A 16496-nucleotide genomic window follows, 5' to 3' on the forward strand; every position below is an offset into this window, starting at 1 on the left:
TCTCCTCAGGTCCAGCGGGTCGGTCTCACTCACCCACCCCGACGCACCACGAAGAGGAAAGGTGACCGATGCCCGAAACCCTCGCGGCCCGGTTCGAAGCGGAACGGCCCCGGCTGCGCGCGCTCGCCCGGCGGATGCTCGGCTCGGCGGCAGAAGCCGAGGACGCCGTGCAGGAGTCCTGGCTGCGGCTGGCGTCGGCGTCCGAAGTCGACAACTTGGCGGCCTGGCTGACCACCGTCGTCTCGCGGATCTGCCTCGACGTGCTGCGCGCGCGGCGGGAGACGCCGTTCGACCAGGTCCCGGACCGCGGCGTGGCGGGGCCCGAAGCGGACGTCGCGCTCGCCGACGAGGTCGGCCGGGCGCTGCTCGTGGTGCTGGCGACGCTCGCGCCCGCCGAGCGCGTGGCGTTCGTGCTGCACGACTTGTTCTCGGTGCCGTTCGACGCCGTCGGCCCGATCCTGGACCGCACGCCCGCGACGGCGAAGAAGCTCGCCAGCCGCGCGCGGCTGCGGGTGCGCGGCACGCCCGCGATTAGCGCCGACCTCGGTGCGCACCGGAAGGTCGTGGAGGCGTTCCTGGCCGCGGCCCGCGGCGGCGATCTGGCCGCCCTGCTCGAACTGCTGGCCCCCGACGTCGTCCGGCACGCCGACGCGGCCGCGTTGCCGCCGGGCGCGGCCGCCGTCCTCCGCGGAGCCGACGCCGTCGCGCGCGGCACCACCGCCTTCGCCGACCGCGCGCGGCTCGCGGAGCCGGCCCTGGTGGACGGCACGGTCGGGCTGGTGCTGGCGCCGTACGGCCGGCTGACGGGCGCGCTCAAGGTGACGGTGGCGGCCGGGCGTATTGCCGCGTACGAAGTGATCGCGGATCCGGAGCGGCTCGCGAAGGTGGCGGTCGCCGTCCTCGCTTGATCTTTCCGGAGGCCGCGCCGGATGTTCGTGCCCCTCGGCCGCCGTATAGGGCGTTATACAGATCAGCGGCCGTCGGGGAAGGGCCAGGAGTTCGTCACGCACACGCGGTGGTCGGCCGGTACGGCACCCTGGTCGCCACCCGGGACGTTGTTGAGGCGGGCGACGTAATCGTCGGCGACGCCGAAGGTCTGCTGCATCATCACGGGCGCCGGCCGGCCGGTGCCGCCGCAGCCGACGTGGGAGTGACCCAGCGCGTGGCCGACCTCGTGGTTGATCGCGTATTGCCGGTAGGCGGTCGTGTTCGCGCCGTAGGCCTTCGCGCCGCGGACCCAGCGGGAGAGGTTGATCAGCACGCGGTGCATGCTGCGCCGGAAGCAGGAAGCCTCGTAGGTGATGGAAAACCCGCAGGCGTCGGCGCGGTGCGTGGTGTCCGGGGTGGAGAGGCTGACGCGGAAGTCGGGGTGCGGATCGCTCGCGTCCACACGCTGCAGCGCGACTTTGCCGTCGGCGGTCCAGCTCTTCGGGTCGGACAGGATGCCCTGTACGGCGGCGGCGAAGCTGTCGTCACCGGCGTAGCTCGCCGGGTCGATGCCGTCCTCGACCTCGACGGTGTAGCGGTAGAGGCGACCGGAGCCGATCTTCGGCCCGGAGCCGGGGATCACGTGCCACCTGCCCTGGCCGGTCTGCGTGTACGGCCCGCCGGCGGGCAGGTCGGCGGTGGGCACGTTCGGATCGGCCGGTTTCGCCGGGTTCTCGGGAACACCCGGCTCGGCGAAGTCCACGGAGGACTCCACGCGGGCGGGCGCCGCTGCCGGCGCGGGCTGTTGCGCCGCCGTCGACGGGACCGAGGTGGTGGCGGTGTTCACCAGCACCAGCACGGTGAGCACGACCATGACCGGCAGCGCGTAGAGGCGCCAGCCGTACGTGCGCAGGAAACCCTTCTTCCTTTTCGCGGATCTGCGCTCCTGCAACGGTTTCCACGACGCGCGCAGCGGTTCCCGCGCCCGCGTCTCGTCCTGCGCCACGCACTTCCCCAGCTCTCCGGCGACATTTCCTCCGGGTCCAACGGGTGGGACGGCCGAAAGGTTGAGACCGCGCGACGGGTCACGGGCGGTGACCCCGACTTTCGTCGGTTCCCCACGACCGGGGTGTTGATCATGCTGGGGGCGTGTCTGCGCAGCACCCCGGCTCGTTCGCGGTCACGCTCGACGCCGCGATCGAAGACTCCGGGCTCTCCCTCGACCGGGTCCGCCACCACCTCGCCACCCGAGGCGTGACGCTCTCGCGCTCCGCCCTGTCCTACTGGCGCCGCGGCCGGTCCCGGCCCGAGCGCGAAACGTCGCTGAACGCCGTGACGCAGCTCGAAGCGGTGCTGGAGCTCTCCCCCGGGTCGCTCACGTCGCTGCTCGGCCCGCGAGCGCCGCGCGGGCGCTGGCTCGGCCACCCGCCCGACCGCGTGGAGCGCCGCCGGCTGTGGCCGGATCTGCGGCCGCTCACCGTGGACCTCAAACCGCCACCGGACGGGCAGCTCGCGTTCTGGTCGGTGCACGACCGCGTGGCCGTCGACGACGACGGGTGCGAGCGCGCCCTGCACGTTCGGCTCGTCGCGGAGGCCACCATGGACGGCGTCGACCGCATGATGACCTACCACCAGGCCGACGGCCCGCTGCCCGCCGAACCGCGGTACCAGGGTGTGCGGTTCGCGCGCGTCGGGCGCGTGCGGGTGGACCGCGAGACCGGGATGACGGCCGGCGAGCTGCTGCTCGACCGGGTGCTCGCGGCCGGTGAGGTCACGGCCGTCGAGTACGAGATCGTGCTGCCGCCCGGCACGCCGACGCAGGAGTACGGGCGACGCTTCACGCGGCCGGTGCGCGAGTACGTGTGCCAGGTGCAGTTCGGCCTGCGGCTGCCGCGGCAGGTCCGTTCGTTCGAGCGCCGCGGTCCCGACGGGCCCCGCCGCACCGGCGATCCGCTGCGGGTCGGCACGACCCACGCCGTCACGTTCGCCACCCGCGACGCGCGGCCCGGCATCCACGGCGCGTGCTGGACGTGGTGACGCCAATTCTGTGAACACGAGCTGCCGACCTGCGGGTCTTCGGCGCCGGACCCCGGCCGTCCACTTCGGTCTGGAACGCGCGGTGCGGCGGTGGTTACCGTCCGCCACAACATTCTCCCGGTCCTCCCGTTCCCCGTTTCCCCGGAAAGGCACCGCCATGCGCCGTCTCACCCGGACCCTGACCACCCTCGCCGCCGCGGCCGCGCTCACGGCCACCGGCGCGGCGGCCGCCGTGCCGGCCCTGGCCGCTCCTGCGGCGCCTGCCACCGCGACCGCCGCCGCCCGCCCGATGTCGATGGCCGCCCGGCTCGGCACCCTCGCACCGTCGGCGAAGGTCAACCTCATCGGCGACAACTACCCCGCGAAGTGGCGCAACATCCCGCAGGACTCCGTTGTCGACGACTGGAACATGTACAACCGCGAGTGCGTCTCCTGGGCCGCGTTCACCATCGACCGCCACGGCGAGAGCGCCTCGAACTACGGCGACGCCAAGTACTGGGACGACAACGCCCGCTCACACGGCTACCGCGTGGACAACACGCCCACCCCCGGCTCCATCGCCCAGACCGACGCGGGCCGCTACGGCCACGTCGCCGTCGTCGACAGCGTCCACGGCTCCACCGTCACCGTCGAGGACTACAACTGGGCCGGAGACGGCCACTACCTCGTCCACGACCTCGACACGGGCGACTTCCGCTACATCCACTTCTACAACTGAGCACTCCCCGATCCCTCGGCCGGACGGCGCCTTCCCGCCGTCCGGCCGAGTCCACGTCGGGCGTCGGGCGAGGCCCACTCGCCTGCCGAAGCCGGCGTGGGCTAGGCGCTTCCCCCCACCAGCGACGTACCGGAGCGGCGGAGGGTCCTTGTCGGCTCTCGACTTCACTGTCCAGCGCGTGGACAACCGCACCGGCAACCCTTCGCCCGTTGGCCACGGCGCGCCGGTTGGCGGCGGGGCTTGGCTTCGAAACTGGTCACTCAGTTGGCCCGGCAACACATGTTTCTGCGTGCGTTTCCCCAAGCCGGCCGGCGCCTTCCCGCCGTCCGGCCGAGTCCGCGGCGGGACCCGGGGTGAAATCCGGGCCGGTGCTTTCCCGCCCGCTGCGGCGGACGATGGGGCGATGAGCGATCGCGACGAGTTCCTGGCGTGGGTCGGGACCACGCTGCACGACGCGGAGTTCGCGCTGCACAACGGAGATCCGGCGCCGCGGCGGGCGATCTGGTCGCGGGCCGAGCCGGTGAGTGTGCTGGGTGCGTGGCGCAATGCGTGCGGGCGGCGGGAGGTCGACGGCCTCTTCACGGCTCTGGGTGAGACCTTCTCCGACTGCACGGACTTCCGCTTCGAGGTGCTGGCCTGCGATGTCGTCGGCGACATGGCCTACACCACGGGCTTCGAGCACACCACGGTGTCCGTGAACGGTGAGCCACGCACCTACACCCTGCGGGCGACGCAGGTCTACCGCCGCGAACACGGGGTGTGGCGCGTGGCCCACCGGCACGGCGACACCGTCACCGGCTGACCGAGACTCCCGGGGTCAGCGCACCTGCGGGCGGTGACCGCGTTCCTGGTGCGGCACTTCCTGCCCACCGGCGGGCGCGGTCGGCTTCGGCAGCTGCGCCACCTCGTACTGGGCCAGGGTGTACTGGCCCTGCGTGTCGGGGAGGACCGGCGCGTGCTTGGTCGCGTCGTGGAAGCGGAAGACCGAGGTCAGGTCGCCGACGGTGCGGCGGCGCCAGTCGCTGATGTTCGGCTCGGCGACGCCGGTCACCTTCTCCAGCAGGCGCAGCTGCGAGGTGTGGTCGAACAGCTCCGAGCTCACCCAGCCGCCGGCGGTCCACGGCGAGACGACGATGCACGGCACGCGGTAGCCCAGTCCCGTCGGCAGGCCGCCGCCCTTGACGCCGCTGGGCGAGGTGCCGGACACGAACTCGCCGGGCGTGCCCGGGCGCGGGGTGGGCGGCAGGACGTGGTCGAACAGGCCGTCGTTCTCGTCGTAGGACAGGATGAACACCGTCTTGGCCCAGACCTCCGGGTTGGCGGCGATCGCGTCGATCTTGCCGGCGACGAACTGGGCGCCCGCGGCCGGCAGGTGGGCGGGGTGCTCGTCGGCGGCGCTCGGCGGCAGCAGCCAGCTGACGGTGGGCAGCTGGTCGTGCAGCGCGTCGTACTCGAACTGGCCGAGGGGCGACGGCTTGATCGCCTGCTCGTAGAGGGGCGAACCCGGCTGCGCGTCGGCGTAGGCCTTGATCGCGTTGAACGGCGGGAGCCCGGTCGCGCCGCCCGGCGAGTGGTAGACCTTCCAGCTCACCCCGGCTTCCGTGAGGCGCTCGGGGTAGGTCTTGAACGTGAAGTGCCCGTCCGGCACGTTGCCCGTCTCCAGCGACGGGCCGCCGAACTCGCCGTCCGCGTCGATGGTGCCGGCCAGCCACATGTAGCGGTTGGGCCAGGTCGGGCCGAGGACCGAGCAGTGGTAGGCGTCGCAGATCGTGAACGCGTCCGCCAGCGCGTACTGGAACGGGATGTCCTCGCGCGTGAAGTAGCCCATCGTGTAAAGACCGTTGGTGGCGCCGTCGGCCGCGAGGTGGGCGGGCAGCCAGTTGTCCATCTTCCCGTCGTTCCACGCCTGGTGCTGCACGCCCCACGCGTGGCTCGTGGACGGGATCGCCTGCGCCGCGGTGATCTTCGTGTTCAGCCGGTACGGCAGCAGGTAGCCGTCCGGGTGCGAGGGGTCGGGCTGGTGGAACACCGAACGCCCGCCCGGCAGCCGCAGCGCGTGCGGGTCGTCGAAGCCGCGCACGCCGGACAGCGTGCCGAAGTAGTGGTCGAAGCTGCGGTTCTCCTGCATCAGCAGCACGACGTGCTCGATGTCGCGCAAGCGCCCGCCGGCCGGCGGCGGTGACGCGAGCGCGCTGCGGACGTTCGGGGGCAGCACGGACGCGGCGGCGGCCAGGCCACCGGCGGCGGCAGCGCCGAACAACCTGCGACGGGTGAGACCGGTTCTGTCGTTCTCCGGGGCGTCGGTCATCGGAATCCTTCCGGCTTCGGGCACGGTGGGAGCTCCGACAGGCTTTCGGCCGCGGTTGAGCCCCGGGTGATCCCGCCGGTGGCCACCGGTTGAACTTCGGCTGAACCCCTGCGCCGGCGGGCGATTTGTCCCTTCCCGCCGGCGCGTCCGTCTACAAACGACTCCGTCAGTACCCGGCCGCCCGCTTCAGGTACTCGACGGGCGCCGCGTGGGCCCACGTCGTCCCGTCGCTGCCGCGGTGCCCGCCGACGACGGTGTCGACGTCCAGCCCCAGGGCCTGGATGGCGTCGTACAGCTGGGTGGCCAGGCGGCCGCGCTGGTCACCCGGCGCCGGCGGAACCGGGGTGGGGTTCCAGAGGTCGGAGTTGAAGACCAGTTTGCCCGACGACACGTGGACGATCACCATGTCGTCGGCGTGGTCGCTGACGATCCGGTGGACCGCGACGGTCCCGCCGCCGGCCGTGTCGAAGGTCAGCGTGTCGTCGATACCGTGCACGGCCGTCGTCACGGGCCCGGCGGCGAGGCGATCCGGGTCGACCTCGTGCGGTGCGGCCAGCACCTGCTCGAAGAACGCCACCGACGGCGTTCCGACGTGGACGGTCAGGTCACCGTCGGCCGCGAACTCGCGCACACCACCGACGTGGTCGTAGTGGAAGTGCGTGCAGACGAGCTCACGCAGGGGCTTGCCCGGGAACGCGCGCTTCACCTGGGCGAGCGCGGCGCGGCTGTAGTCGTCGTACAGCGGCGATTCCACGGCGAGCAGGCGGTCCGGCAGCTCCACGACCAGGGTGTTGTGGCTCGGCCCGATCACCAGCTTCACCCCGGGCGCGAGATCGACCGGTTCCGGTGTCACGGGAGCCGTCTGCAGGTCGAAGTAGAACCGCACGCCGGAATAGACGTAGTTCATGATCCACTCGGTCGAATTCAGCGCGTAGGACGCCTGCTCCACGGTCGAGTCGACGATTTTCCCTTCCCCTGACCCGAAAACCGCGTCGTCAGCGGACTCGCCGACGGTCGCTTCCGTCCGCGTTTCGCTGTGGACGTGGAGATCACCGATCGTGATGTCCACGCGGAAGGGCAGCAGCACCCGCGAAACCCGGCGGAAGTCGTCGAACGCGACCCGGACCGCGGCGTCGCCGAGCGGCGAGTGCTCCTCAGTCACCTCCACGGACACCGGCAGCCCCGTCGCCGCCACGGTGAGCCGGACCGGCGGACGGCCGAACTCCCGCAGCGTCAGCACGGTGTCCGCACCGGCCTGTTCGACGGTCACGTCGGCACCGGGCGCCAGCATTTTGCGGACCAGCCGCAGGGGTGAGGACAGGTCGAAGTGCCGCAACCGTGCGGCGACCCGCCAGGAGGGAATGTCCGTGTCCACCGGCCGGGTGTCGAACATGAAGTCCACACCGGACACGTGGCCGCGGCTGCCGTTCCCGGTCTCCACGTAGTCCAGCTCCGTCGGCACCAGGTACGTCTTCGCCTGGTGCGCCCACCGGTACCGCGGCCCGGCCACGTCGAGCTCCAGCGTCGCGGTGAAGTCGGCGACCAGCTCGGGTTTCGCGGGGTCGGTCCCCCACCCCGGGTGCCGCCGCCACCCGGTGGCCACCGTTCGCTCGACCGCGACGGCTTCGAGCGCCGCCCGTCCGCCGAGGGCGCCGGCGAGCCGGTCGAGTGCGGTCGCCAGTTCGGTTTTCGTCATCGTTCCGGTCCTCTTCTCGGGCTGCACCCCACCACCTTCGTCCCGGACCGATCGAGCGTCCACTGCATGGTGCTCAGGTCTAACATGCATGACGTGCAACTCGAGAACGCGGACCTCAACCTCCTGAAGGCCCTGGAGGTCCTGCTGGAGGAACGGCACCTCACGCGGGCGGCGGCGCGGATCCACCTCAGCCAGTCGGCGATGAGCCGCACTCTCACGCGCCTGCGCGCCACGTTCGGCGACGAGCTGCTCGTGCGCACGGCCCGGGGTTTCGAGCCGACTCCGCGGGCGCGCACGATCCAGCGCGAGCTGGCGCTCGTGATGCCGCGGCTGCGGTCGATCGTGCGGGGCGACGAGTTCTCGCCCGCCTCCGTGACCGACGTCGTGCGCGTGCAGCTCACCGACTACGCGGCCGTGGTCCTGGGAAACCGGCTGTTCCGTGAGGTGTTCGGGCAGGCGCCGGAGATCTCCGTGCAGGCCGCGTGGCTCTCGCCGCAGTCGTTCGACGACCTCGAACACGGCCGCGCGGACCTCGTCCTCACGCCCGTGCCACCGCCGGCTCCCCTGCGCTGGCAGCCGCTGTTCACCGAACGCTTCGTCTGCGTCCTGTCGCGCGATCACCCGCTGACGGGCGACCGCCTCACCGTCCGGGACCTCGCGTCGTACCCGCACGCCAGTGTCGTGGTGCTGGGCGCCGAGAGGATGCTCGCGGAGTCCCGGCTCGCGGCGCTCGGCGTCACGACGCGGCCGGGACTGCGGGTCCCGTTCTTCACCGGGGCGATCGCGGCGCTGCCCGGCACCCCGCTCATCGGGGTCCTGCCGAGCCGCCTCGTGGACCACGTCCCGGAGCGGGAGGTGCGCGTCGCCGCCGCCCCCGAGGAGCTGGAGGACTTCGCGTACGGCATGGCCTGGCACCCGCGGCTCGACGCCGACCCGCTGCACACCTGGCTGCGGAACCTGGTCCTCGACGCCGCTCTCCAGCTCACGGACCTCGACGAGCGGGCCTGACCCCCGCCCGTCACTCGGTGCGGGTCGAGGCTTCCTCCTCCGCCGTCACCTCCAGCGGTGCGTCGGGCGCCGGATCGCGGTTGACGACCGTGATCGCGACCGCGCCGATGGCCGCGACGACGGCGAAAAGGTAGAAGCCCCACGGGTACGCGAGCCCGGCCGTGAGCAGGAAGCCGGTGACGAGCGGGCCGGAGATCGCGCCGAAGCGGCCGATGCCACTCGCCGCGCCCAGCGCCGTGCCGCGCGCGGCGGCCGGGTAGACGCGGGCGACGTAGACGTACACGAGCACCTGCGCGCTGAAGGTGAAGATCCCCGCGAGCAGCACGCCGACGTACACGCTGAAGCCGGGCAGCTTGATGCTCAGCAGCGCGAGGAACACGGCCGCCGCGGTGAACCAGACGATGGTGGACCGCCGGTACCCCAGCCGGTCGGCCACGCGGCCGCCGATCAGCAGGCCGATCACGGCGCCGACGTTGAGCACCAGCAGCAGGGCGAGCGCCGCGCCGAGCTCGTAGCCGGCCTCCCGCATGATCTGCGGCAGCCAGGTGTTGAGGCCGTACACGAGCAGCAGCCCCATGAACGACGTGACCCAGAACGCGATGGTCGCGCGCCCGTAGCCGTGGCGGAACAGGATGCCGATCGGGTTGCGCTCGCGCGGCGGCCGGGCCGCGCGGGTGCCGCGCGCCTTGAGGAACTCGGCCGACTCTGGCAGGAACTTCACCATCAGCGGCACGAGGATCACCGCCGGCGCGGCGCCGATCACGAACATCCACTCCCATCCGTACCGCTCCACCACGAGGATCCCGAGCAACGCGGTGAGCACCGCGCCCACGTGGTAGCCGGTCATGAGGACCGTGGTGGAGCTGCCGCCCCGGCCGACCCGCGCGTACTCGGTGATCAGCGCGAGCGCGGTCGGCAGCACACCACCGAGGCCGAGGCCGGCGAGGAAACGCAGCAGCCCGAACAGCCAGGGGCCGTCGACCACCGCGCACAGCAACGTGAACAGCGAGAAGCTCGTGACCGTGAGCAGCATCGTGCCGCGGCGGCCGAACAGGTCGCTCACGGGGCCGATGGCGAGCGCGCCCACGGCCACGCCGAGGAGGCCGACCACGGAGATCAGCGAGGCCGAGTTGGGGTCCAGGCCCCAGCTCGGCACCTTGAGCAGCGCGGGCAGCACCACACCCAGCACCACGAGGTCGAACCCTTCGAGCGCCACCGCCGTCCAGCAGAGCGGGGCCACCCAGCGCGCGTAGCGGGCCCGGGGGTCAGTCGGGGAAGAGACCGTCATGTCATCACCTGCGTCGTCGGAGGGGACTGGGGAAACGGTGCGTCAGAAGGGATATCGCGGCAGATCACCGCGCACGGTGACCCACTGCGTCTCGGTGAACGCCTCCAGGTTGGCCTGCGCACCGCCGTGGCGCGAGCCCGTGCCCGACTCGCCGACCCCGCCGAACGGCGCGAGCGCCTCGTCGTTCACGGTCTGGTCGTTGATGTGCACGAGCCCGGACGGGATCCGCTCGGCGAGCGCGAGCCCCTGGGTGACGTCCCGGGTCAGGATGCCCAGTGACAGCCCGTATTCGGTACCGCCGGCCAGGCGGACCGCTTCGTCCACTGTGGAGAACGGCACGACCGGGGCCACCGGGCCGAAGATCTCCTGGGCGTAGGCCGGCGCGGTGAGCGGGACATCGGTGAGCACGGTCGGGCTGTAGAACAGGCCCTCGAACGTGCCGCCGGTGGCGAGTTTCGCGCCCGCGTCGACGCTGCTGGTCACGATCTCGTGGATGCGGTCGCGCTGCCCGGCGTCGATGATCGGGCCGACGGCGACGTCGGCCCGCGCCGGGTCGCCCACGGGCAGGCGGGCGGCGTGCTCGGCGAGCGCGGCCGAGTAGTCGGCGGCGATCTTCTCCGCGACCAGGTGGCGGCTGGTGGCCATGCAGATCTGCCCGGAGTGGTTGAACGAGCCGAACGCGCCGACCGACACGGCCTGCTCCACGTCGACGTCGTCGAGCACCACGAGCGCCGAGTTCCCGCCCAGTTCCAGGTGAACCCGCTTGAGCCGCTCCCCCGCCGCGGCGGCGATCTGCCGGCCCGCGCGCGTGGAGCCGGTGAACGCGATCACGCGCACCAGCGGGTCCGCCACGAGGGCGCCGCCGACGTCGGCCCCGCCCGGCAGCAGGTGGAACAGCCCGTCCGGCAGGCCCGCCTCCTCGAAGATCCGGGCGAGCACCACGCCGCCGCACACGGCCGTGCGCGGATCGGGCTTCATCAGCACGGCGTTGCCCAGCGCCAGCGCGGGCGCGATCGCGCGGATCGAGAGGATGACCGGCGCGTTGAACGGTGAGATCACGCCGACGACCCCGGCCGGGACCCGCCGGGCCATCGACAGCCGTGGCTGGCTGGAGCGCAGCAGCTCACCGTACGGGTGGGCCGCCAGCGCCGCGGCTTCGTGGCACTCCTCGGCCGCGACCGCCACCGTCTGGAAGCGCGCGAACGGCCGCGTGGCCCCGGACTCGCGCACGAGCCACTCGTCGATCTCGTCCGCGTGATCCTCGAACAGCCGCGCCGCGCGGCGCAGCACCCGGGCCCGCCGGTCGTAGGGCAGCGCGGCCCACTCCTGCTGCGCGCGCCGGGCGGTCTCGGCCGCTTTCGGCACGTCGGCGGCCGAGGCGGCGCCGACGCGCGCGAGCGCCTGGCCCGTCGCCGGTTCCACGGAGTCGTACTCGCCGCCGGAGCCGGGCACCCAGCCGCCCGAGAAGATCCTGCCCTGCCAACGGACCGCGCCGAGCAGGGCGCCGGCCGGGGCGCTCACCGCGCCACCGCCACGTCGAGCACGAGCGGCCGGGTGGCCCGCGCCAGTGCGGGCAGTGCTTCGTCCAAAACGGACTCCAGTTCCTCGGGGGTCTCGACCCGCCGGGCGGGACACCCGAGCGAGCGCGCGAGACCGCTCACGCTGATCTCGTCGAACGCGGGCCACGGCGCGGCGCCGGGCGCGGCCGACCGTTCGCCGTGGCGGGCGGCCAGCTCGTCCATGATCGCGTACCGGCCGTTCGCGAGCACCACCACGAGCACGCCGACTCCGTAGTGGGCGGCGCTCCACAGCGCCTGGATCGCGTACAGCGACGAGCCGTCGCCGACGACCGCGATCACCGGGCGGTCCGGGCGGGCCATCCGCACGCCGATCGCCGCGGGCACCGCGAAACCGAGGCCGCCCATGGCGGCGCTGAGAAAACCGAGCGGCTCGCGGGCGGGCACGAGCGCGTGCAGCGACGGCCGGCTCGACGGCGTCTCCTCCACGAGCACCGCGTCACGCGGGATCCGCCGGGCCAGCGCGGCGAACACGTGCTCCGGAGCCAGCCCGACGGTCGGCGGCGCGGGCAGGTCGATCGTGCGCCCCAGTGGTTCGGCGGGCGTCGGGCGCGCCGGCAGGCGCTGCGCGAGCGGACCGCACACCGCCGCGGGCCGGGCGAGCACGGCGAGATCGGCCGGGCTGCGGTGGGCCTCGTCGGGATCGTCGGTGACCACGGCGATCCGCGTGCCCGGGCCGATCAGCCGGCCAGGCTCGCGCGGGTATTGCCGGAACACCGGCGCGCCCACGGCGAGCACGGCGTCGTGGCCGGCCAGCACCTTGCGCAGCTCCGCGCGGCCCGCGGGCAGGTGCCCGGCGAACTGCGGGTGGTCCTGCGGGAACCCCGCACGGGCGCCGAACGCCTCCTGCCACACCGGACACTGAAGCCGCTGCGCGAGCGCTTCCAGCGCGTGCCACGACTCCGGGTCGTCCGCGCCGGCCCCGACCACGAGCACCGGTTTTTCGGCCTGCGCCAGGAACTTCTCGAGCTCGGCGACGACCTCCACCTCCGCCGCGGTGGTCCGGACCAGTCGCGCCGGCGCGGGCAGCGGTTCGTCGTCGGCGGCCGGCGCGAGCCAGTCGTCCATCGGCACGATCACCAGCGCGGGACCGCGGTGGTCGCGCGCCTCGTGCCACGCGCGGGCCAGCGCGCCCGGCACGTCCTGCGGCCGCGGCGGTTCCCCGACCCACACGGGCGCGGGCGCGGCGACGTCGTCGAGCCGGTGGCCCGCGAGGAACGGCTCCAGCGCGAGGTGGCGGCGGTCCTGCTGCCCCACGAGGACGACCAGGGGCGCCCGGTTGACCCGCGCGGTCGCCAGCGCGCCCACCGCGTTACCCAATCCCGCGGTGGTGTGCAGGATCGCGACCGCCGGCCGGTCCGCGGCGAGCGCCCAGCCCGTGGCCATCCCGACCACCGAGCCCTCGTGCAGCGCCAGCACGAACTCGAAGTCGCCCGGCAGGTCGGTGAGCAGCGTGATCTCGGTCGAGCCGGGGTTGGCGAACAACGTCGTCGCGCCGAAGCGGCGCAGGACGTCGAACGCGGCGTCTCGGACGGTGGCGGGCAAGGAACCTCCCTGGAGTGGGTGGCTCAGGAGTGTCCGTTACGTCCGCCTGCGAAACCCAGCCCCGCTCTCACTGGACGGAAAACTTCACCCCGTCTGGATCGCGCGGGACACGCCGAGCGCGGCCATCCGGACCACCGGGATCAGTGGCGAGAGGTTCGGCGTGCTGCTGGGCACGACCACGGAGATGGCGGCGATGACCTCGTCGGCGACCCCGCGCACCGGCGCCGCGACCGACGACGCGCCGTCGGTCATCTCGTCGCGCGAGATGCTGAAGCCGGAACGGCGGATCTCGGCGAGCACACCACGCAGCTGCGCGGGATCGGTGATGGTGCCACTGGCCCGGCGGTCCAGGCCGGCCGACACCACCTCGTCCAGGCACTCGGCGGGCGCGTGCGCCAGCAGCACCTTGCCGGGCCCGGTCGCGTGCAGCGGCAACCGTTTCCCGACGCGGGAGGTGACCACCACGTCCGGGTGCGCCTCGAGTTTTTCGAGGTAGAGCGCGCGGCCCTCGTCGAGCACCACGAGGTGCACGACCTCGCGGGTCACCTGCAGCAGGTCCTGCAGGAACGGCAGCGCGACGTCGCGCAGCTCCCGCCCGGTCGGCGCCTGCGAGCCGAGCTGCCACATTCGCAGGCCGATGCGGTAGCGGCCCCGACCGGTGCGTTCGAGCGCGCCCCAGCCGACGAGCTCCGCGAGCAGCCGGTAGACCGTGGCGGGCGCGAACCCGGTGGCCCGTGTGATCTCACCGTGCGTCTGCTCGGGGCGGCCGTCGAGGAACGAGTCCAGGATCGCGAACGCACGGCTGAGCACCGTGCGCCCGGGTTCGGCAGCGTTGCCGGCGATCGCGCGCCTCCCTGACCTCGGGGATACCGAGTCGCCCATCATCCGCCGGTGACGCGCCGGAGGCAAGCGCGGGCGACCCGGTACCCCCTCAGGAGGCCAGGTTCCACGCCTTCCCGACCTGCGCCGCCGCGCACACGCCCACGGCGAGGAGGTAGGCACCGGCGTGCCCGCAGTGGTCGGGACCCGTGCCGGGGGCGACCGGCTGACCGTGGCCCATGCCCGTGATCGAGTAGGTCTCGACCGCCGCGCGGCCCGAGCCGTCCCGGTACACCGCGTGCGGGAAACCGCCGACGGTGTCCGTTGTGGACGGTGTGGCGGCCACGCCCGCGACGTTCGTCCACTGGTCGGTGAGCTCACGCAGGTTCACCGGCGCGACGGTGAAGTCCGCCGTGCCCTGCCACAGGCTCACCGTGGGCCGCGGGCCCGAAAACGCCGACGCCGCACGGACTTTCGCGCCCCACTGCGCGGGCGTGAGGTCCTTGCCCGGGTACATGCACGAGTACGCGTCGAGCGCCGAAGACGCGCAGCCGTACGGCAGACCGGCCACCACCGCACCGCCGGCGAACAGCTCCGGGTAGGCGGCGAGCAGCACCGACGTCATCGCCCCGCCCGCGGACAGGCCGGTGACGTACACCCGTGACACGTCGGCACCCGTGTCCGCGACCGCGCGGCGCACCATCTGCGCGATCGACTCGGCCTCCCCCGACCCGCGGGTGGTGTCGGAAGGCTGGAACCAGTTGAAGCAGCCGGTGATGTTGTTCGCGAGCTGCTGCTGCGGCAGTACGAGGGCGAAGCGCCAGCGATCGGCCAGCTCGACCCAGCCGGCGCCCTGGCCGTAGCCGGTCGCGTTCTGCGTGCAGCCGTGCAACGCCACCACCACGGGCCGCCCGGCGGGCAGGCCGTCGGGTACGTACTCGTACATCTTCAGCGCACCCGGGTTCGCCCCGAACCCCGTGACCTCCCTGATCGCCGCCGCCGACGCGAACCCGGGCAGCAGCACCAGCAGAGCCGACACCAGCAGCCCGGTGAGGACCTTCCGCACACCGACCACCTCCTCGTGACCTCGGTGAGCACCGTCACGCTCAGCGTAGGAACTCCGCACTCCGCGTTCCCACGGTGCGGACCACCACAACTCGCGCCCGGATTGTGTGGTCACGCCGGATACCGCCCGCGGTGGTCCAGTCCTACGGTTCCGGCATGCGTACGCGGCGGCTCCCCCTCGTCCTCGCCGGTCTGCTCGCCGGCACCGTCCTCGCGGCACCTGCGGCGACCGCGGCCCGGTGCACGCCGGTCGGGGTTCCCGGTGCGGCACACCAGGAACAGGCGTGCCTCGCCGACCTGACCACCACCGGCACCCTCGCCACCGGCCACACCGTCCAGGCGGACTGGGCGGGCCTGACCTCGGCCGCGCTCCCCGCGCCGAGCGGCGTGCCCGGCGTCCAGGTCGACGGCTACTTCCCCGACACGTCGACGACCAACACCAACCACGGGTGGAACCACGACGCGCAGTTCGTGCTGCGCCTGCCGGACCGCTGGAACGGCGGTCTCGTGGTCTCCGGCTCCCCCGGCACGCGCCGCCAGTACGCCAACGACCGCGCGATCGGCGACCAGGTGCTCGTCGCCGGGTACGCGTTCGCGGCCACGGACAAGGGAAACACGGGCACGGACTTCTACTCCGACGGACGCAACCCCGGCGACGCGCTCGCCGAGTGGAACGATCGCGTCACCCAGCTGACCGTTGCCGCGAAGCTCGCCGCCGCGCGGCACTACGGCCGCCCGCCCGCACGGACGATCGCGGCCGGGCTGTCCAACGGCGGGTACCTCGTGCGCTGGCAGCTGGAGAACCGGCCGTGGCTCTACGACGGCGGCGTCGACTGGGAGGGCACGCTCTGGACGGCCGACGGACCGAACCTGCTCACGTTCCTGCCGCCCGCCCTGCGGAACTACCCCGCCTACGCGTCCGGTGATCCCCAGGCGCACCAGGCGATCCTGGCCGCGGGTTTCGCGCCGGGCTCGGAGTTCCTGTGGCCCTACCACGACCAGGTCTACTGGGATCTGACGCAGCGCACCTACCGCGCCGAGGTCGACCCTGGGTTCGACGGCGCCCTCGCGGCCGGGATCCCGTTCTGCCCCAACGGAACGCCGGCGTGCGACGCCGACTACGACTACGCGGCCCGGCCCGCCGCCGTCCACCGGGCGGTCGCGAAGGTGGCGCTCACCGGGCGGATCGGCCGGCCGCTGATCACCCTGCACGGCACGCTGGACAGCCTCCTGCCGATCAGCCGCGACTCCGACGTCTACGACCGCATGGTCGAGCACGCCGGCCGGGGCGCACTGCACCGCTACTACCGCATCGAGGACGGCAACCACGTCGACGGCCTGGTCGATACGTTCCCGGACCGGCTGCGGCCGATGGCCCCGTGTTTCCGCACCGCGTTCACCGCGCTCGCGGGCTGGCTGCGCGGGGTGCGGCCGCCGGTCTCGGCGACGGTGGCCCGCCCCGCGGGTGCGACTCCCGCGGAGCTGGCCACCGCCTGCTCACTCTGACC

Annotated in this window: 14 protein-coding genes; 6 read left to right on the forward strand and 8 right to left on the reverse strand. The window is 73.0% G+C overall.

The genetic code is table 11. The annotated features are described in order from the left end of the window. Nucleotides 1–68: 68 nt before the first annotated feature. Entirely contained in the window at nt 69–908 is an 840-nt protein-coding gene (locus ACQPXB_RS26665; protein WP_432844833.1) for a sigma-70 family RNA polymerase sigma factor, read from the forward strand. 62 nt (nt 909–970) lie between these two features. Here the strand turns inward: ACQPXB_RS26665 and ACQPXB_RS26670 are convergent, their stop codons facing one another. Continuing rightward, complete coding sequence (locus tag ACQPXB_RS26670) at nt 971–1933, reverse strand: DUF3152 domain-containing protein (protein WP_432844834.1); 963 nt, start codon at nt 1931–1933, stop codon at nt 971–973. A gap of 143 nt (nt 1934–2076) precedes the next feature. Between ACQPXB_RS26670 and ACQPXB_RS26675 the strand changes: the two genes are divergently transcribed. From ACQPXB_RS26675 to ACQPXB_RS26685, 3 genes are all read left to right on the forward strand, one after another. After that, nucleotides 2077–2964, forward strand: coding sequence for an XRE family transcriptional regulator (locus ACQPXB_RS26675; protein WP_432844835.1), 888 nt, complete (start codon nt 2077–2079; stop codon nt 2962–2964). A 157-nt stretch (nt 2965–3121) separates the two neighbouring features. Then, nucleotides 3122–3682: a CHAP domain-containing protein gene (locus tag ACQPXB_RS26680; RefSeq protein WP_432844836.1), complete on the forward strand. Its 561-nt coding sequence runs from the start codon at nt 3122–3124 to the stop codon at nt 3680–3682. A gap of 403 nt (nt 3683–4085) precedes the next feature. After that, nucleotides 4086–4484 carry a nuclear transport factor 2 family protein gene (locus ACQPXB_RS26685; RefSeq protein ID WP_366576567.1) on the forward strand — a complete coding sequence of 133 codons (399 nt, stop codon included), beginning with the start codon at nt 4086–4088 and terminating at the stop codon, nt 4482–4484. Nucleotides 4485–4499: 15 nt separating this feature from the next. On the opposite strand, the gene ACQPXB_RS26690 is transcribed toward ACQPXB_RS26685, so the two are convergent. Together ACQPXB_RS26690 and ACQPXB_RS26695 are read right to left on the reverse strand one after the other, a co-directional pair. Further along, nucleotides 4500–5990, reverse strand: coding sequence for an alkaline phosphatase family protein (locus ACQPXB_RS26690; protein ID WP_432844837.1), 1491 nt, complete (start codon nt 5988–5990; stop codon nt 4500–4502). A gap of 166 nt (nt 5991–6156) precedes the next feature. Beyond that, complete coding sequence (locus ACQPXB_RS26695; RefSeq protein ID WP_432844838.1) at nt 6157–7686, reverse strand: MBL fold metallo-hydrolase; 1530 nt, start codon at nt 7684–7686, stop codon at nt 6157–6159. 93 nt (nt 7687–7779) lie between these two features. Here ACQPXB_RS26695 and ACQPXB_RS26700 point away from each other — a divergent pair, with 93 nt between their 5' ends. Beyond that, nucleotides 7780–8694 carry a LysR family transcriptional regulator gene (locus ACQPXB_RS26700; protein ID WP_432844839.1) on the forward strand — a complete coding sequence of 305 codons (915 nt, stop codon included), beginning with the start codon at nt 7780–7782 and terminating at the stop codon, nt 8692–8694. Between the two features lie 10 nt (nt 8695–8704). Here ACQPXB_RS26700 and ACQPXB_RS26705 read toward each other — a convergent pair whose 3' ends face one another. The 5 genes from ACQPXB_RS26705 to ACQPXB_RS26725 all read right to left on the reverse strand — a co-directional run bounded on the left by ACQPXB_RS26705 (nt 8705) and on the right by ACQPXB_RS26725 (nt 14989). Then, nucleotides 8705–9982 (reverse strand): MFS transporter, encoded by a 1278-nt coding sequence (locus ACQPXB_RS26705; protein ID WP_432844840.1) that lies wholly within the window; start codon nt 9980–9982, stop codon nt 8705–8707. Nucleotides 9983–10024: 42 nt separating this feature from the next. Continuing rightward, nucleotides 10025–11503, reverse strand: coding sequence for an aldehyde dehydrogenase family protein (locus ACQPXB_RS26710; RefSeq protein WP_432844841.1), 1479 nt, complete (start codon nt 11501–11503; stop codon nt 10025–10027). Next, nucleotides 11500–13104: a thiamine pyrophosphate-dependent enzyme gene (locus ACQPXB_RS26715; RefSeq protein ID WP_432844842.1), complete on the reverse strand. Its 1605-nt coding sequence runs from the start codon at nt 13102–13104 to the stop codon at nt 11500–11502. The genes ACQPXB_RS26710 and ACQPXB_RS26715 overlap by 4 nt, the downstream gene beginning before the upstream one ends. Nucleotides 13105–13188: 84 nt before the next feature. Continuing rightward, nucleotides 13189–13986, reverse strand: a complete 798-nt coding sequence (locus ACQPXB_RS26720) for an IclR family transcriptional regulator (protein ID WP_366576581.1) — start codon at nt 13984–13986, stop codon at nt 13189–13191. A gap of 49 nt (nt 13987–14035) precedes the next feature. After that, a complete protein-coding gene (locus tag ACQPXB_RS26725; protein WP_432844843.1) occupies nt 14036–14989 on the reverse strand; it encodes an extracellular catalytic domain type 1 short-chain-length polyhydroxyalkanoate depolymerase in 954 nt (317 codons plus the stop codon). 155 nt (nt 14990–15144) lie between these two features. On the opposite strand from ACQPXB_RS26725, the gene ACQPXB_RS26730 reads away from it, so the two are divergent. Beyond that, entirely contained in the window at nt 15145–16494 is a 1350-nt protein-coding gene (locus ACQPXB_RS26730; protein WP_432844844.1) for a tannase/feruloyl esterase family alpha/beta hydrolase, read from the forward strand. Nucleotides 16495–16496 lie beyond the last annotated feature (2 nt).

The sequence above is a fragment of the Amycolatopsis sp. CA-161197 genome (assembly GCF_050942255.1).
In the GTDB taxonomy this organism is placed as follows: Bacteria; Actinomycetota; Actinomycetes; order Mycobacteriales; family Pseudonocardiaceae; genus Amycolatopsis.

Bases quoted from the DNA above. Each gene is read 5' to 3' on its own strand.
- ACQPXB_RS26705 (WP_432844840.1), bottom strand. From the start codon at position 9,982: ATGACGGTCTCTTCCCCGACTGACCCCCGGGCCCGCTACGCGCGCTGG.
- ACQPXB_RS26695 (WP_432844838.1), bottom strand. From the start codon at position 7,686: ATGACGAAAACCGAACTGGCGACCGCACTCGACCGGCTCGCCGGCGCC.
- ACQPXB_RS26690 (WP_432844837.1), bottom strand. From the start codon at position 5,990: ATGACCGACGCCCCGGAGAACGACAGAACCGGTCTCACCCGTCGCAGG.
- ACQPXB_RS26720 (WP_366576581.1), bottom strand. From the start codon at position 13,986: ATGGGCGACTCGGTATCCCCGAGGTCAGGGAGGCGCGCGATCGCCGGC.
- ACQPXB_RS26665 (WP_432844833.1), top strand. From the start codon at position 69: ATGCCCGAAACCCTCGCGGCCCGGTTCGAAGCGGAACGGCCCCGGCTG.
- ACQPXB_RS26685 (WP_366576567.1), top strand. From the start codon at position 4,086: ATGAGCGATCGCGACGAGTTCCTGGCGTGGGTCGGGACCACGCTGCAC.
- ACQPXB_RS26680 (WP_432844836.1), top strand. From the start codon at position 3,122: ATGCGCCGTCTCACCCGGACCCTGACCACCCTCGCCGCCGCGGCCGCG.
- ACQPXB_RS26730 (WP_432844844.1), top strand. From the start codon at position 15,145: ATGCGTACGCGGCGGCTCCCCCTCGTCCTCGCCGGTCTGCTCGCCGGC.